Annotated in this window: 33 protein-coding genes and 1 tRNA gene; 3 read left to right on the forward strand and 31 right to left on the reverse strand. The window is 39.0% G+C overall.

Annotated elements, in window-relative coordinates:
- Positions 1–157 precede the first annotated feature (157 nt).
- The 5 genes from ACYVM0_RS20775 to ACYVM0_RS20795 all read right to left on the reverse strand — a co-directional run bounded on the left by ACYVM0_RS20775 (position 158) and on the right by ACYVM0_RS20795 (position 4,834).
- Positions 158–409, reverse strand: coding sequence for a GIY-YIG nuclease family protein (locus tag ACYVM0_RS20775; protein ID WP_460560281.1), 252 nt, complete (start codon positions 407–409; stop codon positions 158–160).
- Between the two features lie 32 nt (positions 410–441).
- Positions 442–515 (reverse strand) — tRNA-Ala (locus tag ACYVM0_RS20780).
- 327 nt (positions 516–842) lie between these two features.
- A complete protein-coding gene (locus ACYVM0_RS20785; protein WP_460560283.1) occupies positions 843–2,168 on the reverse strand; it encodes a citrate synthase family protein in 1,326 nt (441 codons plus the stop codon).
- Positions 2,169–2,354: 186 nt separating this feature from the next.
- A complete protein-coding gene (locus ACYVM0_RS20790) occupies positions 2,355–3,455 on the reverse strand; it encodes an LptF/LptG family permease (protein WP_460560285.1) in 1,101 nt (366 codons plus the stop codon).
- A gap of 146 nt (positions 3,456–3,601) precedes the next feature.
- On the reverse strand, positions 3,602–4,834 hold the full coding sequence (locus ACYVM0_RS20795) for a BaiN/RdsA family NAD(P)/FAD-dependent oxidoreductase (protein ID WP_460560287.1): 1,233 nt from the start codon (positions 4,832–4,834) through the stop codon (positions 3,602–3,604).
- 54 nt (positions 4,835–4,888) lie between these two features.
- Here ACYVM0_RS20795 and ACYVM0_RS20800 point away from each other — a divergent pair, with 54 nt between their 5' ends.
- A complete protein-coding gene (locus tag ACYVM0_RS20800; RefSeq protein ID WP_460560289.1) occupies positions 4,889–5,479 on the forward strand; it encodes a YiiX/YebB-like N1pC/P60 family cysteine hydrolase in 591 nt (196 codons plus the stop codon).
- Between the two features lie 73 nt (positions 5,480–5,552).
- Here the strand turns inward: ACYVM0_RS20800 and map are convergent, their stop codons facing one another.
- From map to ACYVM0_RS20930, 26 genes are all read right to left on the reverse strand, one after another.
- On the reverse strand, positions 5,553–6,353 hold the full coding sequence (gene map, locus ACYVM0_RS20805; protein ID WP_460560290.1) for a type I methionyl aminopeptidase: 801 nt from the start codon (positions 6,351–6,353) through the stop codon (positions 5,553–5,555).
- An 83-nt stretch (positions 6,354–6,436) separates the two neighbouring features.
- Positions 6,437–7,780, reverse strand: coding sequence for a preprotein translocase subunit SecY (secY, locus tag ACYVM0_RS20810; RefSeq protein ID WP_460560292.1), 1,344 nt, complete (start codon positions 7,778–7,780; stop codon positions 6,437–6,439).
- Between the two features lie 76 nt (positions 7,781–7,856).
- The gene (gene rplO / locus ACYVM0_RS20815; RefSeq protein ID WP_460560294.1) at positions 7,857–8,306 is read right to left on the reverse strand and encodes a large ribosomal subunit protein uL15; all 450 of its coding nucleotides are present in this window, start codon (positions 8,304–8,306) and stop codon (positions 7,857–7,859) included.
- A 139-nt stretch (positions 8,307–8,445) separates the two neighbouring features.
- Positions 8,446–8,628, reverse strand: a complete 183-nt coding sequence (gene rpmD / locus ACYVM0_RS20820) for a 50S ribosomal protein L30 (RefSeq protein WP_460560296.1) — start codon at positions 8,626–8,628, stop codon at positions 8,446–8,448.
- 77 nt (positions 8,629–8,705) lie between these two features.
- The gene (gene rpsE, locus ACYVM0_RS20825; protein ID WP_460560298.1) at positions 8,706–9,224 is read right to left on the reverse strand and encodes a 30S ribosomal protein S5; all 519 of its coding nucleotides are present in this window, start codon (positions 9,222–9,224) and stop codon (positions 8,706–8,708) included.
- Between the two features lie 81 nt (positions 9,225–9,305).
- The gene (gene rplR, locus ACYVM0_RS20830) at positions 9,306–9,659 is read right to left on the reverse strand and encodes a 50S ribosomal protein L18 (RefSeq protein WP_460560300.1); all 354 of its coding nucleotides are present in this window, start codon (positions 9,657–9,659) and stop codon (positions 9,306–9,308) included.
- A 107-nt stretch (positions 9,660–9,766) separates the two neighbouring features.
- Positions 9,767–10,321 carry a 50S ribosomal protein L6 gene (gene rplF / locus ACYVM0_RS20835; protein ID WP_460560302.1) on the reverse strand — a complete coding sequence of 185 codons (555 nt, stop codon included), beginning with the start codon at positions 10,319–10,321 and terminating at the stop codon, positions 9,767–9,769.
- 120 nt (positions 10,322–10,441) lie between these two features.
- The gene (gene rpsH, locus ACYVM0_RS20840; protein WP_430987483.1) at positions 10,442–10,840 is read right to left on the reverse strand and encodes a 30S ribosomal protein S8; all 399 of its coding nucleotides are present in this window, start codon (positions 10,838–10,840) and stop codon (positions 10,442–10,444) included.
- Between the two features lie 126 nt (positions 10,841–10,966).
- A complete protein-coding gene (rpsN, locus tag ACYVM0_RS20845) occupies positions 10,967–11,236 on the reverse strand; it encodes a 30S ribosomal protein S14 (RefSeq protein WP_430987484.1) in 270 nt (89 codons plus the stop codon).
- Between the two features lie 9 nt (positions 11,237–11,245).
- A complete protein-coding gene (gene rplE / locus ACYVM0_RS20850) occupies positions 11,246–11,812 on the reverse strand; it encodes a large ribosomal subunit protein uL5 (protein ID WP_460560305.1) in 567 nt (188 codons plus the stop codon).
- Entirely contained in the window at positions 11,812–12,150 is a 339-nt protein-coding gene (gene rplX / locus ACYVM0_RS20855) for a 50S ribosomal protein L24 (RefSeq protein ID WP_430987486.1), read from the reverse strand. Before rplX ends, rplE begins: the two co-directional genes overlap by 1 nt.
- A gap of 110 nt (positions 12,151–12,260) precedes the next feature.
- Positions 12,261–12,629 carry a 50S ribosomal protein L14 gene (gene rplN / locus ACYVM0_RS20860; protein WP_430987487.1) on the reverse strand — a complete coding sequence of 123 codons (369 nt, stop codon included), beginning with the start codon at positions 12,627–12,629 and terminating at the stop codon, positions 12,261–12,263.
- A gap of 111 nt (positions 12,630–12,740) precedes the next feature.
- Positions 12,741–12,998 (reverse strand): small ribosomal subunit protein uS17, encoded by a 258-nt coding sequence (rpsQ, locus tag ACYVM0_RS20865; protein WP_460560308.1) that lies wholly within the window; start codon positions 12,996–12,998, stop codon positions 12,741–12,743.
- Positions 12,999–13,020: 22 nt separating this feature from the next.
- A complete protein-coding gene (gene rpmC, locus ACYVM0_RS20870) occupies positions 13,021–13,230 on the reverse strand; it encodes a large ribosomal subunit protein uL29 (protein WP_460560310.1) in 210 nt (69 codons plus the stop codon).
- Positions 13,231–13,269: 39 nt separating this feature from the next.
- Positions 13,270–13,689: a 50S ribosomal protein L16 gene (rplP, locus tag ACYVM0_RS20875; RefSeq protein WP_430987490.1), complete on the reverse strand. Its 420-nt coding sequence runs from the start codon at positions 13,687–13,689 to the stop codon at positions 13,270–13,272.
- A gap of 129 nt (positions 13,690–13,818) precedes the next feature.
- The gene (gene rpsC / locus ACYVM0_RS20880) at positions 13,819–14,634 is read right to left on the reverse strand and encodes a small ribosomal subunit protein uS3 (RefSeq protein ID WP_460560312.1); all 816 of its coding nucleotides are present in this window, start codon (positions 14,632–14,634) and stop codon (positions 13,819–13,821) included.
- A 21-nt stretch (positions 14,635–14,655) separates the two neighbouring features.
- On the reverse strand, positions 14,656–15,003 hold the full coding sequence (gene rplV, locus ACYVM0_RS20885; protein WP_430987492.1) for a 50S ribosomal protein L22: 348 nt from the start codon (positions 15,001–15,003) through the stop codon (positions 14,656–14,658).
- A gap of 80 nt (positions 15,004–15,083) precedes the next feature.
- The gene (rpsS, locus tag ACYVM0_RS20890; protein WP_460560315.1) at positions 15,084–15,356 is read right to left on the reverse strand and encodes a 30S ribosomal protein S19; all 273 of its coding nucleotides are present in this window, start codon (positions 15,354–15,356) and stop codon (positions 15,084–15,086) included.
- Between the two features lie 106 nt (positions 15,357–15,462).
- Positions 15,463–16,305: a large ribosomal subunit protein uL2 gene (gene rplB / locus ACYVM0_RS20895; protein ID WP_460560317.1), complete on the reverse strand. Its 843-nt coding sequence runs from the start codon at positions 16,303–16,305 to the stop codon at positions 15,463–15,465.
- 60 nt (positions 16,306–16,365) lie between these two features.
- Complete coding sequence (gene rplW, locus ACYVM0_RS20900) at positions 16,366–16,668, reverse strand: 50S ribosomal protein L23 (RefSeq protein WP_460560319.1); 303 nt, start codon at positions 16,666–16,668, stop codon at positions 16,366–16,368.
- 25 nt (positions 16,669–16,693) lie between these two features.
- A complete protein-coding gene (gene rplD, locus ACYVM0_RS20905; protein WP_460560321.1) occupies positions 16,694–17,326 on the reverse strand; it encodes a 50S ribosomal protein L4 in 633 nt (210 codons plus the stop codon).
- 39 nt (positions 17,327–17,365) lie between these two features.
- Positions 17,366–17,983, reverse strand: coding sequence for a 50S ribosomal protein L3 (rplC, locus tag ACYVM0_RS20910; RefSeq protein WP_430987497.1), 618 nt, complete (start codon positions 17,981–17,983; stop codon positions 17,366–17,368).
- Between the two features lie 120 nt (positions 17,984–18,103).
- The gene (rpsJ, locus tag ACYVM0_RS20915; protein ID WP_290339494.1) at positions 18,104–18,409 is read right to left on the reverse strand and encodes a 30S ribosomal protein S10; all 306 of its coding nucleotides are present in this window, start codon (positions 18,407–18,409) and stop codon (positions 18,104–18,106) included.
- A 251-nt stretch (positions 18,410–18,660) separates the two neighbouring features.
- On the reverse strand, positions 18,661–20,991 hold the full coding sequence (locus tag ACYVM0_RS20920) for a hypothetical protein (protein WP_460560324.1): 2,331 nt from the start codon (positions 20,989–20,991) through the stop codon (positions 18,661–18,663).
- Positions 20,954–22,009: a hypothetical protein gene (locus ACYVM0_RS20925; RefSeq protein ID WP_460560326.1), complete on the reverse strand. Its 1,056-nt coding sequence runs from the start codon at positions 22,007–22,009 to the stop codon at positions 20,954–20,956. Before ACYVM0_RS20925 ends, ACYVM0_RS20920 begins: the two co-directional genes overlap by 38 nt.
- 113 nt (positions 22,010–22,122) lie before the next feature.
- Positions 22,123–22,824 carry a head GIN domain-containing protein gene (locus ACYVM0_RS20930; RefSeq protein ID WP_460560328.1) on the reverse strand — a complete coding sequence of 234 codons (702 nt, stop codon included), beginning with the start codon at positions 22,822–22,824 and terminating at the stop codon, positions 22,123–22,125.
- An 81-nt stretch (positions 22,825–22,905) separates the two neighbouring features.
- Between ACYVM0_RS20930 and guaA the strand changes: the two genes are divergently transcribed.
- Positions 22,906–24,441: a glutamine-hydrolyzing GMP synthase gene (gene guaA / locus ACYVM0_RS20935; protein WP_460560330.1), complete on the forward strand. Its 1,536-nt coding sequence runs from the start codon at positions 22,906–22,908 to the stop codon at positions 24,439–24,441.
- Between the two features lie 59 nt (positions 24,442–24,500).
- A complete protein-coding gene (locus ACYVM0_RS20940) occupies positions 24,501–25,694 on the forward strand; it encodes an ABC transporter substrate-binding protein (protein WP_460560333.1) in 1,194 nt (397 codons plus the stop codon).
- The last annotated feature ends 4 nt before the right edge of the window (positions 25,695–25,698 follow it).

The following is a 25,698-nucleotide window of genomic DNA, read 5'->3' on the forward strand; positions in this document are numbered from 1 at the left end:
GTATAACCAACATAATATTTATCCAGCTTTGCAGAGTAAATAATATAAACAGAAAAGAACATAAAAAAGAAAGGCTCACTTATGTGAACCTTTGTGGAGAGTATCGGGGTCGAACCGACGACCTCTTTCCCGAAGGCTTTCGGGACATGCAAGCGCCCTAGCCAACTGAACTGATCAACCATTCAATATATTTCCTGCTCTTTTTACGTTTAATCTCTAACTCCCTGGAATGCGCCTTTTCCCGGCTATCAAAATCCTGGGTGTATTTTAAAATCCAGTCATTGGCTTTTGATGTAAAAGAAGATTCGCCGTTATTATGCTGATGTAAACGATTTAAAATATTCTCTGTATAACCAACATAATATTTATCCAGCTTTGCAGAGTAAATAATATAAACAGAAAAGAACATAAAAAAGAAAGGCTCACTTATGTGAACCTTTGTGGAGAGTATCGGGGTCGAACCGACGACCTCTTGCATGCCATGCAAGCGCTCTAGCCAACTGAGCTAACCCCCCATTTATTTTGATTTAAGAACTTCTTTTATAACCCCGACTGACCTCTTTCCCGAAAGCTTTCGGGACATGCAAGCGTTCCGATCTTTATCGGAACCAACTGAGCTAACCCCCCATTTATTTTTAAAAAGAACCTTTTTTATAACCCCTACCAACCTCTTTCCCGATACCTTTCGGGACATGCAAACGTTCCGGTCTTTATCGGAGCCAACTGAGCTAACCCCTGTTTGAGGACTGCAAATATAAAAGCATTGAACAAGCTCTCAAAAAGTATTTCAAAAAATATGCCCTGAAGTTTCAGGGCATTATCAATAAATCAAATCATTTCAATTAATCTCCCCAAATCTCATCCTTACCATCCAGCCATTTTTTAACCAGGTCGGTAGTAACAGATTTTGGCCTTTCTAATGGGAAAGCCAATGCCCTGTCCCATATAAGACTGGCCAATACACCCAATGCCCTGGAAACACCAAACAGCACGGTATAAAATTCGTATTCCACCATGCCATAGTGCACTAATAAAGCTCCACTGTGTGCATCCACATTAGGCCATGGGTTTTTTATTTTGCCCAAAGATTGCAGTATGGGTGGCACGGCATCATAAATATTCCATACAGTTTGCACCAATGGGTCATCCGGCATATGTTTTTTACCAAACTCCATTTGTGCTGTAAAGCGGGGGTCTGTTTTGCGTAATACCGCATGGCCGTATCCCGGTACAACTTTGCCCTCTGTTAAAGTCTTTTTTACATACTCCTCAATCTGGGTTTTTGAAGGCAGGTCGCTACCGATCTCTTCTCTCAATTCATAGATCCATTTAATTACTTCCTGGTTAGCCAATCCGTGCAAGGGGCCGGCCAGGCCGTTCATGCCTGCAGCAAAACTTAAATAAGGATCACTTAATGCGGAGCCCACCAGGTGTGTGGTATGTGCAGATACATTGCCACCTTCATGATCGGCATGAATGGTCATGTATAAACGCATCAGTTCTTTAAAAGATTCATCATCATAGCCCATCATATGAGCAAAATTGCCCGACCAATCTAATAAACCATTGGGCTGAATATGTTCTCCGTTTTTATACTTTCTGCGATAGATATAAGCGGCAACCCTTGGCAGGCGGGCTATCAGGTCCATTGAATCATCAAACACGGCATCCCAGTAATCCTTTTTACTCATACCGGCAGCATAGTTTTTGCTGAACTGGCTTTCGGTTTGCAAAGCCATAATAGCCACCACAAACTGCGTCATGGGGTGTGTAGATACCGGCAATGCTTCAATGGTATCAAACACATGATTAGGTACATGGCTGCGGCGTTGCCATACATTCGTAATATGCTGTACATCTTCTTCAGATGGCAACTCTCCTACCAGCATCAAATGGAATAACCCTTCGGGTAAAGGTTCGGAACCGTTGGGAGCTTTAGGCAATTTCTGTTGCAGTTCGGGTATGGTATAACCACGAAAACGGATGCCTTCCTGTGCATCCAGTAAAGATGTTTCTGTTACAAGGCCGGTAATGCCACGCATACCCTGGTAAATCTGGCTTAATGTAACTTCGCCTATCTTTTTATTGCCGTGCTCTTTCAGCAGGTCTTTAATCTCCGCGGCAACAATCTCTGATTTCGCTTTGAATTTATCCTTAATAATTCCCATACTGCAATTGAAATTTATAAATTTAAAGTACCTGATACTTTTAACAACAAAATGAATGGTTGATTAAAAGATGCTTAAAATTACGATGCGCCGCCCTGTTAAACAAAAGTTTTAAAAGAAAGTTTCAGGAATAGTGATGCTAAAGAGTAATTGGCATCACATTTATTTATTTACTATGCTGCAATGTTATTTAGGTGCTTTTTTATAGAGGTAAAAAGCAAGTATACCGAAAACGATATTGGGCGTCCAGGCGGCAAGAAACGGGGTAAAGCTTCCCTTGGTTGCAAATACAATGGTAAAGCGGCTGAATAAAATATAGAGCACACTGATAACAACACCTAATGCAAGGTGCAGTCCGCTGCCACCCCTTACTTTACGGGATGCCAGCACAGCACCGATCACAGTCAGAATTAAAACCGATGCAGGAATAGCATCCCTGTTATAGCGTTCTACTAGTAACGCACTTAATCCTTCAGAGCCCCTTATCTTTTCCTGCTTGATAAACCGGTTTAATTCCGGGGTGGGCATCTGGTCTTTCATATATTCATCCCTGCGTAAATCCAGGGGTTTAAAGTTATAGGTCATCAGTAATGTTGGCGAGTGCTTTACATCTTCTGCAATGCCGTTAATGCTTCTTTCCAGTACATTATCCAGTTTCCATTTGCGGGCAGCGGTATCCCAGTTAAAATTATCGGCTCTTAAATTGTATAATAATTTATTGTTGGCAAAACGTTGTACAAAAAAACCATTACCGGTTCGGGAGATGGTGTCATAGCCCCTGATGCCGATATAGGTGTTAGAATCATTTCTAAAATACAGGTGTTGCTTGTAGGTGTTGCTGCCATTGGGCGTACTGCCAAAATTCGGGTCAATGTATTTGGCTTCAAAATCGCCCCATTTTTTATTGGCCTTTGGCACCACGTATTGGTAGCCGAACCATAATATGGTAGCCAGGAACAGGCCACCAACTAAATAGGGCACTAAAAACCGCCTGAAGCTTACACCACTGCTTAAAATAGCCACTACTTCTGAACGGGTAGCCATTTTAGAAGTAAAAAATATTACTGCAATAAATGTAAACAGGGGAAACAACATGGCATCAATCCGTGGAATAAAACCAAAATAAAAATCAGTAATAATTCTTGATGCCGGTAATTTGGACTTTACAAAATCATCCGTATGCTCACTTACATCCACTACTACCACAATTGCCGTCATTAATAAAAGGCAAAAGAAAAAGGTAGAAAGAAATTTGAACAGTATGTAGCGGTCGATTTTTTTTAACATCGTAATCAGCCCCGGCAGTTTATTTTGCCCCGGCAAATGTAGAGCAAAAAGAGGTAGTGTAAAAAAGCATATTTGTAAGTATTTGTGAAGATTAATATTGGCTTGGGAGTTTAGGGGTTTAGGGGCACATTCTAAACTTCTAAACCCTAAACTTCTAAACCACTGATGGCTTTTGCAGCTATCCAGCCCGTTGTCCATGCATTTTGAAAATTGAATCCCCCTGTTACACCATCCACATTAATTACTTCACCGGCAAAAAACAAACCCGGTATTTTTTTGCTTTGCATGGTATTATAATCAATATCATTTAATTGAATACCTCCGGCGGTTACAAATTCTTCTTTAAAAGTGGTTTTACCTTTTACTTCAAATTCCTGCACACATAAATTTTTGATCAGTTTGTTTTGATTAGCGGCAGGCAGCTCGGCCCAACGTAAATCCGCATCAATACCGGATTGCTGCAATAAATATTCCCATAACCGGCCAGGCAATAAAAAAGGATTGCGGTTAATTATTTTTTGCGTTGCCAGGCTAAAGCGAAGCTGTTGCATTTTTTCCCTCAATGTATTTTCATTAAACTCCGGTATCCAGTTCACCAGAATTTTAAACGTGTAATTTGTAGCTTGTAATTCTCTTGCGCCCCATGCCGAAAGCTTTAAAATTGCCGGTCCACTCATTCCCCAATGTGTTATTAACAACGGTCCTTGCTCCGTTAATTTTGTGCCTGCAATTTTTACCGCTGCGTTTTCAACTGTTATGCCCATCAGTACAGTAATGGCGTTGCCAGGCATATTAAATGTAAACAGGGAGGGCACTGGTTCTTCAATAGCATGACTTGTATTTTTTAACCATTCAAACTGAACCGTTTTAGGATAACCGCCACTGGCAATGCAAACATAATTGGCCTGTAAAATTTTATTACCTGCCAATACAATCTCAAATTGTTGTTCCTGTACCAACAATGTTTTAACCTCCGCATTCATCATAATATTTACCCCGTATTTATTTACCTCTTTCACCAGGCAATCAATAATTGTTTGCGAAGAATTGGTCACCGGGAACATTCTGCCGTCAGCTTCTGTTTTCAGCTCCACTCCCCTCTGTTTAAACCATTCAATTGTATCAGTTGTAAAAAAATGATGAAACGCCTTTTTTAAAAACGAGGCACCCCGTGGGTATTTTTTTATCATCTCAGCAATACTGAAACAGGCATGCGTTACATTACAACGACCTCCGCCACTTACTTTTACTTTACTTAATAACTTACTGCTTTTTTCTATCAACGTTACCTCCAATGCAGGGTTCATCCGTGCAGCATTGGCAGCACAAAAAAATCCAGCGGCCCCGCCTCCTATAACTACCAGGTGTTTTTTATTCATCTGTCTATTTTGTATCTTGACAATTAAAAGTACAACTAAACTCCAAACTGCAAGATGGCAAACTCTATTACAAAAAAACAATTAAAACAAATGCCGGTAATACCTTACGAAAAAATAAGGGAGCATATTAAAACCGGCGACATTTTTTTTAGTAGTGGCAGCTATGCTTTTTCAGGTATTATCCAAAACCTCACTAAAAGCACCTGGAGCCATGTGGCAGTTATTTATAAAGATGAGGAGCTAGGAAGGGTATTGGTTTTAGAGGCAGAACCTTCTGTTGGTATCCGGTTAATTCCGCTGTCAAAATATCTGCTTGATTATAAAGATAAAAAGCGGCCTTATAAAGGGCAGATCACCATTGCGCAAATTAATATTGAAATAGAAAAAGAAAAATTAAACCGGGGTATCAGTTTTGGATTAGATGAATTAGCAAGGCCGTACGATAATTTTGAAATTGTACGTATCATGATCCGTATTCTGTTTCACATCAGCAAAAGAGAAAGAAACCGTAATTATATCTGCAGTGAACTGGTAAGGGATATTTTTGCCAAAGCAGGTGTTATCATTCAATATAAAGACACCTATATCAGCCCCGAAAAAATATGGACGGATGAAAGAGTACAGATGAAGTACAGGATATTGTAACATGGGGTGTGAATCGTCAGACGTAAATAATAAATGATGACCGTAATACTCAGCTCCGGCTCACGTCTCACGGTCAATAATCTGAACAAAGATTTACATTGGCTTTTTCCGCAGCTTCTATTTCTGTAAAAGAAGATAATAAATCAGCTTTGCCCCTTTGAATGCAGATATTATGTTCGTAATGTGCTGCAGGTTTACCATCTTCGGTTCTTATCGTCCAGCCATCTTTATCGTGAAATACATTTTTTGTTCCCAGGTTGATCATGGGTTCAATAGCAATTACCATCCCTTCTTTTAATTTGGCTCCTGTTCCTCTTTTACCATAGTTAGGTACCTGTGGTTCCTCATGCAATTTTCTGCCCAGGCCATGCCCTACTAATTCTCGTACAACACCATAGCCGTGCTCTTTTTCAGTATACTGTTGTATGGCATAGGCAATATCGCCTACACGGTTGCCGTGTATTGCTTTTTCAATGCCTTTGTATAAAGATTCTTTTGTTACCCTTAATAATTGTTTTACATCTTCACTCACATTACCTACCGCAAACGTATAAGCGCTATCTCCGTGAAAACCATTTTTAAAAACACCTACATCAACAGAAACAATATCGCCATCTTTTAAAACATCCTTTGTAGGAAAGCCGTGTACCACAGCATCATTAACAGATATGCAACAGGCATAAGGAAAATCCTGGTAGCCTTTAAAAGAGGGCAGCGCTTTATTATCCAATATAAATTTTTCAGCAAACTGGTCCAGTTCAAATGTAGAAATGCCCGGCCTGATGATCTTAGCTACTTCAGCCAGTGTTTTACTCACCAGCAAACTGCTTTCTCTCATCAGTTCTATCTCTTCTTTTGATTTATAGTGAATCATTTATTTTGTATTTAAAACAAACCCCGACATTTTTTTGTCGGGGCTTAATTATTTTTTAAGTCCCCAAAAGGGGAAAACGTAAATTAAATTGTTGTCGCAGCTTGTCTTCCCTGAACTCTTCCGCTGCTCATTAATCCATCATACTGACGCATTAATAATTGTGTTTCAATTTGCTGCAAGGTATCCAGTATAACACCTACCATGATCAGCAAGGATGTACCGCCAAAGAAAGTAGAGAACGACTGTTGCATATCTACAAAAGCCAATTGGCAAAGGCCTGGTAAAATACCTACAAATGCTAACAATACAGCACCTGGCAAAGTAATTCTATCCATGATTGTACCAATATAATCTGCAGTTGGCTGACCAGGTTTTACACCAGGGATAAAGCCGTTGTTACGCTTCAATTCATCTGCCATTTGCTTAGGATTGAATATTAACGCTGTGTATAAAAAAGTAAACGCAATAACTGCTACAGAATAGATCAGCATGTACCAACCGTTCTTATGGTCGTTTAAAAAACTGGCCTGTGTGGTTTTACCTAAGCCGGTAATGAACGCAATTAAGAACAATATTGCCTGAGCAAAAATGATCGGCATTACACCCGAAGCATTTACTTTTAAAGGTAAAAAGTTTCTTGCACCACCAAACTGGCGATTACCTACAATTTGTTTTGCATAATTAACAGGCACCCTTCTTGTTCCCTGTATCAGCATGATCAATCCCATGATCACGGCAATAAGGAATACAATTTCAATCATCATAATCAACAAGCCACCGGCACCTCTCGTTGTTCTTGCTGCCCACTCCTGTACAATAGCCTGTGGTAATCTTCCTAAGATACCGATCATGATAATTATTGATGTACCGTTACCTAAACCTTTATCAGTAATTTTTTCGCCTAACCACATTACAAATAAAGTACCTACTGTAAGAATAACCACAGTTGATAATTTAAAGAACGTAGCGCCATAAGCCGGAATGATTGCACTGCCGTAAGTAGAAGTTAAAAAGCTGATATAAGCCACAGCCTGGAATGCAGTAACACCTACAGTAAGGTAACGTGTCCACTGGTTAATTTTCTTTCTGCCGCTTTCACCCTCTTTCTGAATTTTTGCAATCTGCGGAACCAGGATGGTCATCAATTGCATAAAGATAGAGGCCGAAATGTAGGGCATGATACCTAATGCAAAAATAGAGGCCCTGTTAAAAGAACCGCCTACAAAAGTATCCAGTAAGCCTAATAATCCGCCAGAGGTTTTTGAATTACCTTTTTGCAGATCAACTAAAGTATTAGGATTGATACCAGGCAACACGATATGTGTACCTACTATATAAATGAAGATGAGCAATAACGTAAAAGTGATCTTATTACGCAACTCCTCGATACTCCAGATATTCTTAAGTGTTTTTATAAACTTCTTCACAGATTTAAACCGATTTAAATGTTTTGCGCTAAATTAAAAATGACCCCGCCAGGCGGGGTCTGCAAATATCGTGAAATTATTTAACTATCTCAACAGAACCTCCGGCAGCTTCAATAGCAGCTTTAGCTTTTTCACTTATCGCATTTACTTTAAAAGCAAATTTACCTTTTATCTCCCCGTTAGCTAAAACTTTTACACTATCAAACTGACTGATCAATCCATTGATATATAAATTCTGCAAATTAAATTCTGTGATACCGTATTTTTCAGACAGATGATCGATCTGGCCAATATTTAATACTTTGAATTCAACACGATTGTTGTTTTTAAACCCACGCTTTGGAATACGACGTTGAATTGGCATCTGGCCACCTTCATGAGCTTTTTTGCTTTTGTAACCGGCACGGCTTTGTCCACCTTTATTACCTTTTGTAGATGTACCACCTTTACCACTTGCCTCACCACGGCCAATTCTTTTTTCTTTGTGCGTTGCGCCTTTTGCAGGCCTGAGTGTATGTAATTTCATTGTATGTTGATTTTGTACTTACGGGGAATCACCCCTCGCTTTAATAATTACTAATTGAATAATTTACTATTGATAATGTTGCCATCTTCTTAATGGTAAAATGTTTCAGTCTGACAACATTTCCATTATCAATTTCCATTTAAGCTAACTCTTCTACTTTTACCAGGTGGCTCACTTTGGTAACCATACCCAATATTTGCGGAGTAGCTTCAACTTCTACAGAAGCATTCATCTTTTTTAAACCTAAAGCTACCATTGTTCTTTTCTGGCGCTCAGATCTGTCGATTACACTTTTAACTTGTGTTACTTTTATCTTTTTCATTTTATTTTGGTTGATGGCTCATGGCTAACGGTTCACGACAAGGCTATGAACTTTCAACAATGAACTATGAACTAATCTTATCCGTTAAATACTTTCTTCAAAGAAATATTACGAGTTTTTGCAACAGCAATGGGCTCACGTAAAGTAGCCAATGCTTTAAAAGTAGCTTTAACCACGTTATGAGGATTAGCAGAACCAAGATTCTTTGCTAATACGTCGGTAATACCTGCAGCTTCCAAAACCGCTCTCATACTACCTCCCGCAATTACACCGGTACCATGGGCTGCCGGTTTAATATATACTTTTGCAGCACCTTCCTTACTTAACTGATCGTGAGGAATGGTACCATGCATCAAAGGAACTTTAATCAGGTTCTTCTTTGCATCTTCAATACCTTTTGTAATAGCTTCCTGCACTTCTTTAGCTTTACCCAATCCGTGGCCTACAACACCAGCTTCATTACCTACAACCACTAAAGCCGAAAAGCTAAATGCACGTCCACCTTTTGTTGTTTTAACAACACGGTTGATAGCAACCACTTTGTCTTTTAACTCAAGATCGCCTGCCTTTACTTTATTTAAAATTAAATTTGCCATTTATATCGATTTACGATTTTTGATGTATGATATATGATTTAATTTGTTCTGCAGATAAATCACCAACCTGCAATCTGAAACCTAAAATTGCAATCCACCTTCTCTTGCACCTTCAGCAACTGCTTTTACACGGCCATGGTAGATGTATCCACCACGATCAAATACTACTGTAGTAATACCTAATTCTTTTGCTTTTGTTGCAATGGCTGCCCCTACTAATTTGCTCTTTTCTGTTTTAGGCGCTTTTTGAGCTGCAATATCTTTTTGCTTAGATGAAGCTGACGCTAATGTTACACCATTGGCATCATCAATCAACTGGGCGTAGATATCAGCATTACTTCTGAAAACGCTCAACCTTGGTTTTGCTGCAGCACCGCTGATCTTTTTACGGATACGGTATTTAATTTTTACTCTTGCGCTACCTTTTGAATTCATGATCTTTTATTTTAGTTGCTCCGATACTGCCGGGGCATTTGTTTATTAGTTTACTGAGTTACTGGTTAATAGGTTTTACTAATAAACTAATTAACCAATTAACTATTTTACTTACCAGCTGATTTACCTGCTTTTCTTCTCAACACTTCGCCTGCAAATTTAACACCCTTACCTTTATATGGTTCCGGCTTACGTAAGCTTCTGATCTTTGCACAAACCTGGCCAATCAATTGTTTGTCGCTACTCTCAAAACTGATCATAGGGTTCTGACCTTTTTCCTGGGAGGTAGTAACTTTTAATTCTTTAGGAATTTCAAAAACAATGTTGTGAGAATAACCTAAAGCAAGGTCTAACAAATTTCCCTGGTTAGATGCCTTATAACCCACACCCACTAACTCCAGTTTCTTTGTGTATCCTTCAGTAACGCCTGTTACCATGTTGCTGATCAAAGAACGATACAGGCCATGCATAGCACGGTGACGGATCTGTTCAGTTGGACGAACCACATCTACAGTGCCGTCCTTGATTTCAATTTTAATATCACGGTCAACAGCTTGTTTCAATTCGCCTTTAGGGCCTTTTACAGTTACAACGTTTTCGTTATTAACTGAGATAGTTACACCTGAAGGAACTGTTACCGGTTTTTTACCTATACGAGACATAGTTTTTTATTTTTTGTTTCTGACCGGTCAGCCTGCTATAGGTTCGGCTTAATGTATCAGCAACTGTTTTTAATTTTAAGATCGTATCTAAACTGTTTGAGTAGTTTAGAAATTCAGTGTTTAGTAAATGTTACACAATACTTCGCCACCTACATTCTGTGCTTTTGCCTCTTTATCAGTCATTACACCTTTAGAAGTAGAAACGATGGCAACACCCAAACCATTCTTTACACGTTTAAATTCGCCTGGTTTTGCGTAAGTACGTAAACCCGGACGGCTTACTCTTTCTAAACTTTGTATAACAGGTAATTTAGTAGCTGCATCGTATTTCAATGCAATTTTAATAACACCTTGTTTTTTATCTTCTTCAAACTTGTACTTTAATATGTAGCCTTTATCGTACAAAATTTCTGTGATACGTTTTTTCAAATTACTTGCAGGTATTTCCACAATACGGTGATTAGCCATTTGAGCGTTACGTATTCTTGTTAAATAATCTGCTATAGGATCAGTAACCATTGTTATTTTAGTTAATTGATTAAATAAATTTTTTCAATGCGATATCCAACTTAGTGTCAGATGTGAGATGTTAGTTGTTAGATTTTTAAGATGCTGTCAACTGTCATCTATCAACCAACGGCTTTTTTACCAGCTTGCTTTTGTAACACCCGGGATCTTTCCCTGCAATGCCATATCACGAAACTGGTTCCTGGAAATACCAAAGTGTCTCATATACCCTCTTGGTCTGCCGGTTAACTGGCAACGGTTCCTTAAACGAACAGGAGATGCATTTTTTGGTAATAAATCCAAAGCTGAATAATCGCCGGCTGCTTTTAAAGCTGTTCTTTTTTCAGCAAACTTAGCCACCAATGCTTCACGCTTTCTTTGCCTGGCTTCAATTGATTTTTTTGCCATGTGTTACTATTATTTTTTAATATTTTTAAAAGGCATACCCAATTCCTTCAACAACTCATACGCTTCTTCGTTTGTTTGGGCAGTAGTTACAAAAGTGATATCCAGTCCGGTAATTTTATTTACTTTATCAATATCAATTTCAGGAAAAATGATCTGCTCAGTAACACCCAAAGTGTAGTTACCACGGCCATCAAATGATTTATCATTGATACCTTTAAAGTCACGTACACGTGGTAGTGATACAGAAACTAACCTGTCTAAGAATTCATACATCTTAACTCCACGAAGCGTAACCCTTGCACCAATCGGCATGTTCTTACGCAACTTAAAGTTGGAGATATCTTTTTTAGACATAGTGGCTACTGCCTTCTGGCCAGTGATGTTGCTTAATTCATCAACAGCAATGTCAATCAGTTTTTTATCTGTTACCGCACCATTCACACCACGATTCAAACAAATCTTGGTAAGCTTTGGAGCTTGCATTACAGTTTTATAACTGAATTTTTTCATTAAAGCAGGTACAACTTCTTTAGTGTACTTATCTGCTAACCTCGGAGTGTTAGTTGTTGTGCTCATTATTTAATTACCTCCCCTGATTTTTTTGAAATTCTAACTAATTTACCAGTTTCACGGCTACGTTTTACTTTAGTTGGTGCACCGGCTTTTGCATCCCACAGCATCACGTTACTGATAGCAATAGGCGCTTCTTTTTTAATTATACCACCTTTTGTATTCTGAGAAGTTGGTTTGGTATGTTTGGTGATGATGTTTACACCTTCCACCAATACACGCCCTTTCTCTAAAATAATTTCCAACACTTTACGTGGCTTCTTCAGGTCCTTATCTTCACCAGTAATCACTACTACTGAATCGCCTTTTTTAATGTTGTACTTTGGTTTAAATCTTGTGCTCATTTTATTTTGCTTTTAGCTTCAAGCTACAGGCTGCAAGTGGCAACTTTTAACTTTCGGCGTTTATACTTTTCTTACTTGTTGCTTAAAGCTGATTGCTTGAAGCCATTTTCTTACAATACTTCTGGTGCCAATGAAATAATTTTCATGTACCCTTTATCACGCAATTCACGGGCCACTGGTCCAAAAATACGTGTACCCCTTGGTTCGTCAGAAGCATTTAATAATACTACTGCGTTATCATCAAAGCGGATATAAGAACCATCTTTACGACGTAATTTGTTAGTTGTTCTTACAATTACAGCCTTGCTAACTGTACCTTTTTTAATACCACCTGCAGGCATTGCATCCTTAACAGTTACAACAATCTTGTCTCCGATTTTTGCATAGTCCTGTCCGCTGTTACCCAGCACACGGATACACAATACTTCTTTGGCACCGCTGTTATCTGCTACGTTAAGTCTGCTTTCTTGTTGTATCATTTTTTTAAGCTTTAAGCCTCAGGGTACAAGCCACAAGTGGCAAATTGTAAACCGTTGGCATTCTTAATATTATTTATTGAAGCTTGAAGCTGATTGCTTGAAGCTGTATTATTATTTTACTTTTTCAACTACCTCTACCAGTCTCCAGCGTTTAGTTTTACTTAACGGACGGCTCTCCATTATTTTAACTGTATCGCCGATGTTGCACTCATTCTTTTCATCATGAGCATGAAACTTTGTACTTTTCTTTACAAACTTTCCATAAAGCGGATGCTTTACTTTTCTTTCAACATTAACTGTAATGGTTTTATCCATTTTATTACTGGATACCACTCCCAATTTTGTCTTTCTTAAATTTCTTTCAGCCATTGTGCTACTTTTTATGGTTTAATTAAAACCCTAATTGTTGTTTTCTTAATGCGGTTTTCAATCTTGCAACATCCCTTCTTAATAAACGGATGCTTTGCGGATTCTCCAGTGGAGAAATTGCATGAGCGAACGCAAGCTTCTTTAAACGCAATTCATCTTCCTGAATCTTCGCTTTTAAATCTGCTTCGCTTAATCCGCTAAGGCTTTTTACAAAATCAACTTTCTTCGCCATTGTATTATAATTTTCTATTTTCAGTGTTGTTTAACCAGCTTATGCTTTAAAGTCGTGACGCACTACAAATTTGGTTAATATTGGTAGCTTTTGTGCTGCAAGTGCAAATGCTTCTTTTGCAGTTTGCTCAGGTACACCATCACATTCAAAAATGATCCTGCCTGGTTGCACTACAGCACACCATCCTTCAGGATTACCTTTACCCTTACCCATCCTCACCTCAGCTGGCTTGGCAGTCATCACCTTATCCGGAAATACCCTGATCCACACATTCCCTTCTCTCTTCATATGACGGGTTAATGCCTGGCGGGCACTTTCAATCTGACGGTTGGTTAACCAAACACTATCCAGCGCTTTTAAACCAAATGTTCCAAAGGCTAGGGTAGCTCCACGCTTGGTGTCGCCCTTCATCATACCCCTTTGCGCCTTTCTGTATTTTGTTCTTTTCGGTGATAACATTTTTTTTCGATTTTAGATTCCAGATTGCAGATTTTTGATTTCCTTCAATCCAAATCAGTATTAAACTTTTATTTTTCTCTGCGACCTCAACAAATCTGAAATCGCAAATCTCAACTCACAAATTGGTTCTTATCTTCTGCCACCCTGGCCACCGCCACGGTTTCCACCGCCGCCGCCTCTTCTGTCTCCACCACCGCCACCTCTGCGGTCATCTCCACCTCTGCGGTCATCCCTTCTGTCAAATCCACCTTGTCTTTCGCCTGGTCCACCTTCTTTACCACCACCTGCTACAACATTCGGATTTAAATCCCTCTTACCTAAAACTTCACCTTTACAGATCCATACTTTCACACCAATCTTTCCGTATACTGTTAAAGCAAATACATTAGCGTAATCGATATCCATACGTAGTGTATGCAATGGCGTACGTCCTTGTTTGATCTCTTCGCTACGGGCAATTTCAGCACCACCTAAACGGCCACCTACTTTTACTTTAATACCCTCTGCGCCCATTCTTAAAGCAGATGCAATAGACATCTTGATCGCTCTTTTGTAGTTGATACGGTTTTCCAATTGACGGGCAATAGTATCAGCCACTATGTTTGCATCCAGTTCCGGACGACGTATTTCTAAAATATTGATCTGCACATCATCTTTGCTCACTAATTTCTTCAACTCTTCTTTAATCCTGTCAACTTCTCCACCACCTTTACCAATGATAATACCTGGCTTTGAAGTATGGATAGTGATGATCAGTTTATTAAGCGTACGCTCAATAACGATCTTTGCTATACCACCCTTATTGATACGGGCATTAAGGTAATTCCTGATCTTATGATCTTCAATCAGTTTTTTTGGATAATCCGTTTTATTAGCGAACCAGTTACTATCCCAACCACGAATGATTCCTAACCTGGCACCTATTGGATTTGTTTTTTGACCCATATTACTTAGTTAAATCTTTTATTAATTTTTAGTTGCTTTAGTATCTACAATTACTGTTACATGGTTGCTGCGTTTGCGAACCCTGTAACCACGGCCTTGCGGGGCAGGACGCATACGTTTGATAACTCTTGCCGCATCAACCATGATCGTTTTTACGATCAATCCGTTCTCATCACCACCTTCGTTCTTTGCTTTCCAGTTGCTGATGGCAGATACTACAAGTTTACGTAAAGGCACAGCCGGGTGCTTTGGGTTATGTTCCAAAACAGCTAATGCTTTTTCTACTTCCATACCACGAATTAAATCAACCAGTAAACGCATTTTACGAGGCGATGTCGGGTAATTGTTCAATTTTGCTACTGCTTCCATTTTTTATTTAGTTATTAGCTGTTAGATGATCGATGTTAGCAAAACTGTCAACTAACACCTGTTTACTATCAACTTTTTTATTAAGCTATTTTCTTACTTGAGTGACCTCTGAAGTTTCTTGTTGGTGCAAATTCACCTAATTTATGACCTACCATAAATTCAGTTACATAAACAGGAATAAATTTGTTACCATTATGCACCGCAAAAGTCTGGCCTACAAAATCAGGAGTAATTGTACTTCTTCTGCTCCAGGTTTTGATAACACCTTTCTTTGATTTTCCGTCGATCATAGCAGCAACTTTCTGTTCCAGTTTTGCTTCTACGTAAGGACCTTTTTTTAACGAACGAGCCATTTTGATTTTTGATTTGTGATTTACGATTTATGATTGCTTCAATCTAAATCTTCATCTTGTTTATTTGCCCCGCTTTCGCCGGACCATTTTAACTAATTACTTTATTCTATTTGTTAGGTAACTTCTTACCGTTTCTTCTGCTGATGATCATTTTATCAGAACCTTTACCTCTTGTACGAGTGATCTCACCTTTAGCGTATTTACCTTTACGGCTACGAGGGTGACCACCACTTGCCCTACCTTCACCACCACCCATCGGGTGATCTACAGGGTTCATTGCTACAGCTCTTGTTCTGGGACGGATACCTTTCCACCTGTTGCGGCCGGCTTTACCCATGCTTTCCAGGCTATGATCGCCATTACTTACCACACCCACAGTAGCATAACAATTGATCAATACTTTTCTTAATTCGCCGCTTGGCATTTTTAAGATAGCATATTTTTCTTCCTTGTTACTTAACTGTGCCGATGTACCTGCACTTCTTACCAGGATACCACCCTGACCAGGCTGCATCTCGATATTGTGTACGTTGGTACCTAAAGGCATATTCTTGAACAATAATGCATTTCCTAATTCAGGAGCCACATTATCGCCGCTTATAACGGTTTGGCCTACCTGCAACCCTTGCGGTGCAATGATGTAACGCTTTTCACCATCAGCATAGTTTAACAATGCGATGAAAGCAGTACGGTTTGGATCGTACTCAATAGTTTTAACTACTGCAGGGATATTTTTCTTATCTCTCTTAAAATCCACCAAACGATACATGGTTTTGTTTCCGCCGCCCATGTAGCGCATACTTCTTCTGCCCTGTACGTTACGTCCGGCTGTATTTTTTTGCTTTTCCAACAAAGATTTCTCCGGTACATTGGTGGTGATCTCTTCGTAAGCATTACCAATTCTCCATCTGGTACCGGCTGTTGTTGGTTTGTATTTTCTAAGTGCCATTTTTAATTACTTTTTATTTTGTCAAAACTTTGCGGTGCTGACCACCATTCATTATTAGTATTAGATACCGCTGCCGTAAAGGTCAATAGTTTCACCTTCTGCAACAGTTACAATTGCTTTCTTTTTAGAAGGCTTACGGCCCACTATAAATCCGGCTTTAGTATATTTTGCTTTAGCTTTTGATGGAACAACAATGGTATTTACCTGGCTAACCTGTACACCATAAAATTGTTCTACCGCTTTTTTAATTTCCAGCTTGTTTGCCTTTTTATCTACCACAAAAGAATAACGGTTTTGTTTTTCTGTTTGTTTGTTGGCCTTTTCAGATAAGATCGGCTTTATTAAAATGTCAGACGGGTTCATTGTCTAGTAATTTGTTGTTATTTAATTATGCTTCTGCTTCTTCAGCTGTAAATACTTTTGCTGCATTTTCTGTTAACACTAATACGTTAGCATTAATGATATCGTAAGTGTTGATGTCCCTGATCAATGTACCGTTTACATTAGCCACATTGCGAAGACTCAAATACAGGTTATCGCTGTTTTCAGGAATTACAAACAAAGATTTTTTTCCGGCAACACCTAAGTTTTTCAACATAGTTGTAAACTGCTGTGTTTTTGGTTTGTCCATCTGCACATCTTCTACCACAACAATAGCGTTATCTTTTGCTTTGTAAGCCAATGCACTCATCTTAGCCAGGGTTTTCACTTTCTGATTCAATTTGATATCATACTTGTGTGGTTTTGGACCAAAGATAGTACCACCACCTTTATACAAAGGGTTACGCAGGTTACCTTTACGGGCACCACCGGTTCCTTTTTGTTTGTGTAATTTTTTAGAAGAACCGTGTACTTCCATACGGGTTTTCACCTTGTGCGTACCCTGGCGTTGTGCACCCTGGTATTGCTTAACAGCAAGGTAAATAACGTGGTCATTAGGTTCGATACCAAAAATTGCTTCTGGTAACTCCACCGTTCTGCCGGTTTTCTTTCCTTCTACATTTAAAACGTCTACTTGCATTGTGCTATATTTATTCGCAATAAAATTGCGAGTACATAATTATTTTTGAATTAAAACGATTGAACCGTTATGGCCTGGTACAGAACCGCTAACCAGGATGTAATTTTTCTCAGCGAAAATCTTTACAACTTTCAATCCTTTCATGGTAACCCTGTCCTGGCCCATACGACCACCCATGCGCATACCTTTAAATACACGGCTGGCATCAGATGAGTTACCGATAGAACCCGGTGCTCTCTGACGATCATGCTGTCCGTGAGATTGCTCACCAACACCACTAAAGCCATGACGTTTAACCACACCCTGGAAACCTTTACCTTTTGTAGTACCCACTACTTCAATTTTATCACCTTCGGTAAAGATGTCAACAGTGATGGTTTCACCCACAGCTTTGTCAATTTCGCTATCGCGTATTTCCTGAACGAATTTTTTGGGAGAAGTCTGGGCTTTGGCGAAATGGCCTGTTTCAGACTTTAAGGAGTGTTTTTCTTTTTTGTCGCCGAATGCTATCTGGAGAGCATTATAACCATCAGTTTCAATGGTTTTCTTCTGCGTTACAACGCACGGACCAGCTTCAATAATAGTAACAGCAGTTTGCTTGCCTGTTGTATCGAAGATACTGGTCATGCCAATTTTCTTTCCAATAATACTTTTCATTGTATCTTGTTTTTATCCAGCGGTGTCCCGGTAATTACCGTGATACTTGGATGTTCATACTTTTTTTCTTTTTAAGAACTTAGCTTCTGCTTTCTCCTGCTCTGTTGCCGGAGAAGTTCATTAAGCTTTGATCTCAACATCAACACCACTTGGTAAGTCTAACTTACTTAAAGCATCTACCGTACGGCTGCTGCTGGTGTAAATGTCTAATAAACGTTTGTGCGTACACAGTTGAAATTGTTCACGTGCTTTCTTGTTAACGTGAGGAGCTCTCAATACAGTGAAAATTTTCTTGTGTGTAGGTAATGGAATAGGACCTGTAACTACTGCACCTGTACTGCGAACTGTTTTTACAATCTTTTCGGCTGATTTATCAACTAAGTTGTGGTCGTAAGACTGTAATTTGATTCTGATTCTCTGTGACATATGTAAAGAACTTTAAAATTTCCTTTTTTTAATTTGGAGTGCAAAGGTAATGGGTTCTTTTGATATAGCAAAAGGATTAGGGAAAGTTTTTTTGCTTTTCTTTAAATGGGGAGAGATTATTGAGCATTGTGCCCACTGGTTGAACCACTCAGCAAACGTAGTTACCAGTTTAATTAATTATTTATCAGTCAATTATATCAAACCCTACTACCCTGTATAGTTTAGTTTTAAAATATACAGGGCCTGGTTTTCTAGGGCATATTTTGCCTAGCCGCAAAGTATTTTTCAAAGGAATAGCAGTTGCTCATCAGGTTTTCAAAATCATCCGGGTATTTCGTTTTGATCTCGTTATAGTACCTGTTATCCTCCATAGTTAACTCATCGCCGGATGAATTTGCGGTATGCCTTAAATCCGCCAGGTCTCTCTGCCTGTATTTCTCACATCGCCCCGCCATTCGCAGGCACAGTGCGGCAAATTGCGGTGTTTTGGCCACCGCTTTTGCTTTCAGGTAATATTCTTTGGCAAGGTTGGCCTGGAAATATTCCTTATCATCTTCCAATCCGCTGGCACCGGGGTAGCTCGTCCAGAAATACCTTTTCATCATCCACGAATTACCATATTGTGTCATATTAAAATAACAATTGGCTACCAGGAAGTAATAATAATCCCGTTTCTTGTTCTGAATGTCGTTTGCCTTTTGCAAATAATCCATTAACCTGGCAGTAAGGGTGGTTTTGGTAAAACGCACCGTATCCGCTTTTGTTTGTTGATGCTCGGTATAAAAATTGGTATAAAACGCATTGGCATTTAAAAAATCTTTATAATAAAAACCCGGCTCATTCCAAACGGAATCATCCACTTTTTCAAATGCTTTGTAAGCATCGTTAAGTTTATTAAGCCGCATATATTTTGTACCCAGCAGATCGTACAACCTGCCAATGTCTCCATTAACATCACTATAAGCCCATTTTTCAAAACTGCTCTTGTTTCCGGTTCTGCTCTTCTCGATGGCGGCAATTAGTGCTTTTGTTTGCACAGGTGTATATTCTGCATCCAGGTAAAAAAAATAATTGTCATAAAAATCCAGTAATAAAGTATTGTGATTTTTTTTAGTACGCCAATACATATTATGATCTGCATATTCGCCATGGTTTAACTTCGAATATAACAGCGCAGCTTCAGTTGTATTGCCTTTATATTCCAGCTCTCGGGCAATAGCAAAAAGAAAATTATAGTTTTTAGATTCACCTTGTTCCATGATCAGTTTCTTAAACTGGCCGGGAATTTTACAGCCGCTAACCGATTGCATGGAAACTGTACATAAAGCTTTTATAAGTTGTGCCGGTAATGCTTTTGAGGAAATTGTTTTTATTGTACCTAAACATGCACTATACTGGTTGGTCATCAACTGCAGATAAGCTTTTACCGTTTTAACCAGTTCTGTATTTTCCACTTTTGCAAGGTTTACTGTTTCAAGAAACTGCAATAATTTTTGTGCATATTGGCGGTCTTTATCAATATGGGCCAACGCAAATTTTGATTCATCAGAGATCTCTTTTTCGTAATTAAAATAAGTATCCAGGCTTTTTATTGAAGGTAGAAAATATGTATAGTAAGGTGTATAAATCCAGTCTTCCAGTTTATTCATTTCTCTTAATAGCAAAAAACTAAAAGCCTGGCTATTGGGTTGAAACTGGTACACAGTTTTTAACTCTGTTAAACCAACACCTATATTTTTCAAATCGTTGATCAAACATACGGCCGCTCTTTCTGTATTGTTTTTGGCTAAGGCCAGAACGGCATTTAAGGGCACTTTTCTGTTGTAATGTTGTGCTATTGCCAGTCTTTTATCCGGGGCATTAGCAAAAACAAGGGCTAAATAATAATTTTGTTTTACCTGGCTGGTATCTGTAATGGCTTTAAAATACAATGCCCAGTAGTCAACAATGTTTTTCCGTACTCCGGAAACATTAAAATATTGCCGGTAAATATTTTCAATTGTTTTTTCATCGCCGTTGTAATAAGCCAGGCGTATTGTTAAAAAAGCATACCGTTTTTGAATAGCTTTATTTTTTACCCGGGCCATTGCCTGCAATGCTACATTAATTAAAGGTGTTCTGTTAGCCGTTTGCCATTCATTGCTTCTCTCCCAAGGATCGTCGATCCAGGTATTAAAATCGTTACATTGTTTTGCAAATCTTAAATAATTTATTGCATTAGTATCTTTTGCCTGCCGCAAATAACTGATCATTGTATTGTTGCTGCTGTTGGCAATGAGTTCATTTTCGGTTAGGTTATATATTGCCTCATAAATGCCTGCTGTATCTACTTTATTTTTGCAATAGTCTTTCCATAACAATACATTCTTTGCCCTGCCTGATGCTTCGTTGGTTCTGGTACATTCATCATCATAATAAATGGTGGCAGAAAAATGAAAACCACAAAAATCCCTGTAGCCAAATGTTGCCGGGTCCAGGATAGAAAAACGTACATCCTCGCCATAAGGATAGTAAGGGCCGCATGCCATCGCCGGCGAAACCAAACTATTTAAAATGATTGTACAAATGATCCAGCGTTTCATTGTCGTATTTATTTAATGCGGCCTTATCTAAATGAAAAAAACTAATGGTGGTGGTTGCAGTAAAATTGATGTTTGATTTTAAAAGTGCCACCAGTTCCTGCAACTGTTCTTTACTCACTTCTTCATATTTGATCTTATCCCCCACCCTTAAAAAAATATCGTCAATAACGGTATCCTTTACAGCACTGTACCAAAGTGGTTTTATTGGCTTTGCAATAGTATTGATATCATCCTGGTTATGTAATACGCCGGCAAACTGGTTATTTTGAAAACAAAGCATCCAGGAAGTAACAGGCAATACAATATCCAGGTGCAGCGGGTATGCTTTTTTTGCGCTGAGGTATTTTTTTACTTCTGCAACATCCAGTATCGAATTTTTATTTTCGTTTTCCAGGGGATTATTAAGGTTGTAGCACATCAGCGTAACTTTATCAGCCGGCGGTACCCCCATAAGCTCAGGATATTTATAGGGATACATCCGTAATGTGCAGGAAATGATTTTACCCGATTTTTTCTTTATCGCTTTTAACAAAAGAAAGTATTTGTCTTTTGTAGACGCAGTCCAGTCGCAGTCTATCTGCAATTCTGTGAAGCTATTGGTTAGATTGATCTTATCCTTATACTTTTTTGCCGTAAGAAAAACAATATTATCTGCTAAAGAATCCAGGCCGGTTTGCGATGTATTTGCCAAAACATCAGTCTTTATAAATACAACCGGTATTACTTCCATCCTTCCGGCAAAATCATCATTGATAATATAATTGCTATTCAGTAATGTTTTTGCCACAGGCCTTACACCGAATATTTTACTGAATTCCACTTCAAAAAACTTGACATATATTTTTTGAATACCCAGCGTTTTAATGCAGTTATTTTCGGTTGAAGCAAAAGCATATTCATTACTCTTCCAGTAATAAAAACCCCGTTGTATACTGATAGTTTTTTGTTTGCATGAAATGAATGCAGGCAAAAAAAACAATAAAAAAGTAAAGAATTTTAAACGGGAATGGGCGGTCATTGCAGCGCTGGATATGACTCGTAAGGTAGAAATGTTTTATGATTATTACATCTGTTTTAGAAATTAATTAACACATAAATTGTAGCTGCCTTCAAAATAACAATGCTTCGCTGTTATTTTTTTTCCACGCTGCCCGAACTGTTTACGGTTTCTTTTACAGCCGCTTCTCCATAATAATCTATTGAACCACTACTGGTGGCTTTTGCATTCAGGCTTACACTTGCATTTACCGCTGCACTACCACTGCTGTTTGCGTTTACATCAGCATTTTCACATAATAGTTCGGCCGATTTTATATCTCCGCTGCTGGAAGCTTCAGCTGTGTAATTTTTGGTTCGCCCTCTTAGCGTTACCGATGCTGAGCTACTGGCTTCTGCCTCTACATCCGGGGCATCAACTTCCGCATCTATATCTGCTGAAGAGGAGGCTTTAAACCTCAGTTTCTTGTTGCTTTTCACAATATCCAGCACCTTTACATCTGCAGATGAAGATGCTGTTATAGTTTGTAAATCCGGTGTGGTGATGTATACCTTAAGGTGTGCGTCACCAAAATTGTGCAGCCCTTTTAGTTTTATACTTAATTCCCCATCAGAAACTCCGGTTACAATATGCTTAATAATATTGTCATCTGCCTCAACCCTCACTTCGGTAACCAGCCCTATCTTTATCTCCACTTCAATGGCATTGCTCACAGAAATGCCCGTAAAGTCATCCACAGTCCTTTTTTCTGAAACAATATTACCGCTGCCGGTGGTATAGTCGCAGGAGTTAAGCAGCAGCAAAAGTGTACTGCAAAGGAGAATTACTTGTTTCATGGTTGAATATTTTACAACAAATATAAAAAGCTAAATGCTAAACCTCCTACCATTCAACTAATTATTTACCTTCGCAGCCATATGACGGAAAAAATACTTATTCTGGATTTTGGATCGCAATACACCCAGTTGATTGCCCGTGCGGTAAGGGAAGCCAATGTGTATTGCGAAATAGTACCTTATAACAAGGACATTGTTTACGAGCCCGGGTTAAAAGGAATTATCCTCGGCGGCTCTCCTTTTTCGGTAAATGAAGAAAAGGCGCTTATTGTGGATGTAAAGGCCATGACGGAAAAATTGCCGGTATTGGGCATTTGCTATGGCGCCCAGCTTACTGCAAAATTATTTGGCGGCAGGGTTGATAAAAGTGAGAAGAGAGAGTACGGAAGAGCCATCTTTTCTAAAACAAAGGAAGATACTTTTCTGGAGCATGTGTCGCCCACGTCCCAGGTGTGGATGAGCCACAGTGATACCATTAAAGTATTGCCGGAGGGTTTTGAACTTTTAGGCACCACAGAAAGCATTCCTGTAGCGGCATTCAAAAGCAACGGTACAACTACGCATCCTTTATACGGATTGCAATTTCACCCGGAAGTGTATCATTCTACCGAAGGCAAAACAATCATTAAAAACTTCCTGATCAATATTTGCGGCTGCACCTGCGACTGGACGCCGGAACATTTTATTACTGATACGGTGGCTGCTTTAAAAAAGCAGATTGGCGACCGTAAAGTTATTATGGCTTTAAGTGGTGGTGTTGACAGTACGGTTGCTGCAACACTTATTCACAAGGCCATTGGCAAAAATCTTTATGGCATTTTTGTAGATAACGGGGTATTGCGCAAAGATGAATTTGAACAGGTAATTAAAACCTATAACGAAATTGGCCTTAACGTAAAAGGTATAGACGCAAGGGAACATTTTTATACCAAGCTTGCCGGCAAATCGGACCCCGAAGAAAAAAGAAAAGTAATCGGCGGCAGCTTTATAGAAATATTTGACCAGGAAGCCAAAAAAATAGAAGGTGTGGAATTGTTAGGACAGGGCACCATTTATCCTGATGTGATTGAATCCCTGTCGGTACACGGACCATCGGCCACCATTAAGAGCCACCATAATGTAGGTGGTTTGCCGGATACCATGAAGCTGGAACTGGTAGAGCCTTTACGTTCACTATTTAAGGATGAAGTGAGGCGTGTGGGGGCTGAATTAGGCATTCCTCCTTTAATGATCAACCGCCATCCTTTTCCCGGCCCGGGATTGGCAATCAGAATTTTAGGAGAAGTGACTGAAGAAAAGGTACGGTTATTGCAGGAAGCAGATGCTATATACATTAACGGCTTAAAAAAATATAATTTATATACAACCGTATGGCAGGCCGGCACCATCTTGTTACCGGTAAAGAGTGTGGGTGTAATGGGCGACGAAAGAACTTATGAATTTACTGTAGCATTAAGAGCGGTAACTTCTGTAGATGGTATGACGGCAGACTGGGCGCATTTGCCGTATGAATTTTTGGCCGATATATCCAATGAAATAATCAATAATGTAAAAGGCATTAACCGTGTGGTATACGATATCAGCAGTAAGCCGCCGGCCACAATTGAATGGGAATAATGTAAAGTTTAAGGTTTATAAGATCAGAGGTTTAGTTTTGATATTTAGAATTGATTATTATGAAAACAAAGTTTCTAAAAGTATCGTTGTTTGTACTGGCAGTTGTTGCATTTTTACATGTAACAGCACAAACAGATTCGGTAAAAAAAATGCCCACTTATAAAGTAGGGATATTTGCCCCGCTTTACCTGGATTCAATGTTCAGCAACAATACTTTCCGATACAAACAGGGCCTGCCTAAATTTATGGTACCCGCAGTTGAATTTGTACAAGGTGCAGAAATTGCACTGGATTCAATGAAGGCAGGCAATGAAAATATTGAAGCTACCATCTACGATTCTAAATCGTACACCAAAAATATCAGTTACCTGATTAATGCAAAGCAATTAGATAACCTGGACCTTATAATCGGTTCCGTTAAAGATGCCGATTACAAACAACTGGCAGATTTTGCTCTATTAAAAAACATCCCCTTCATTTCTGCTACCTATCCTAACGATGGCGGGGTAACTGCCAATCCCTTCACGGTGATAATGAATTCCACGCTGAAAGCACATTGCGAAGCTATTTATAGTTACCTGCTGCAACAACATGGTACCGACCAGATTTTTTTATGCAGAAAGAACGGGGCGCAGGAAGATAAAGTAGCAGGGTATTTTAAATTTTTGAACGAACAGGATGGCAGGGCACTGCTGAATATAAAAACATTGAATTTCGACAGCACCATCAGCTCTGCTTACCTTAAATCAAAATTAGACAGTAATAGGAAATCCGTTATCATAGGCGGCAGCCTTGATGAAAATTTTGCAGGCAACCTGGGAGCTGCCTGTTATGAATTGCCAGCAGTATACAACAGGATTTTAATAGGCATGCCTAACTGGGATGGTTTTGCATCGTTACAAAAGAAAGATGATTTTAAAGATTTTCCCTTTTATTTTACCTCGCCCTATTTTAATGAGAAAAAAGATACTTACAGCAAAATACTGATGAGTGCCTATGCCAAAAAATTCAGGATAAAGCCAAGTGATATGGCCTTCAGGGGATTTGAAACCGTCTACTTGTTTACAAAGTTGCTTACCAGATATCCTGATGATCTTATTAATCACATCAATGATAAAACAGAAAAAGTATTCTGCGAGTATAACTTCAGGCCGGTAGTATTAAAAAAAGAAACAGCCACACCTGATTATTTTGAAAACAAGCATTTGTATTTTATAAAATTACTTAACGGAGCTACTTCCAAAGCCTGGTAAACAA

The organism is Ferruginibacter profundus, from assembly GCF_054783275.1.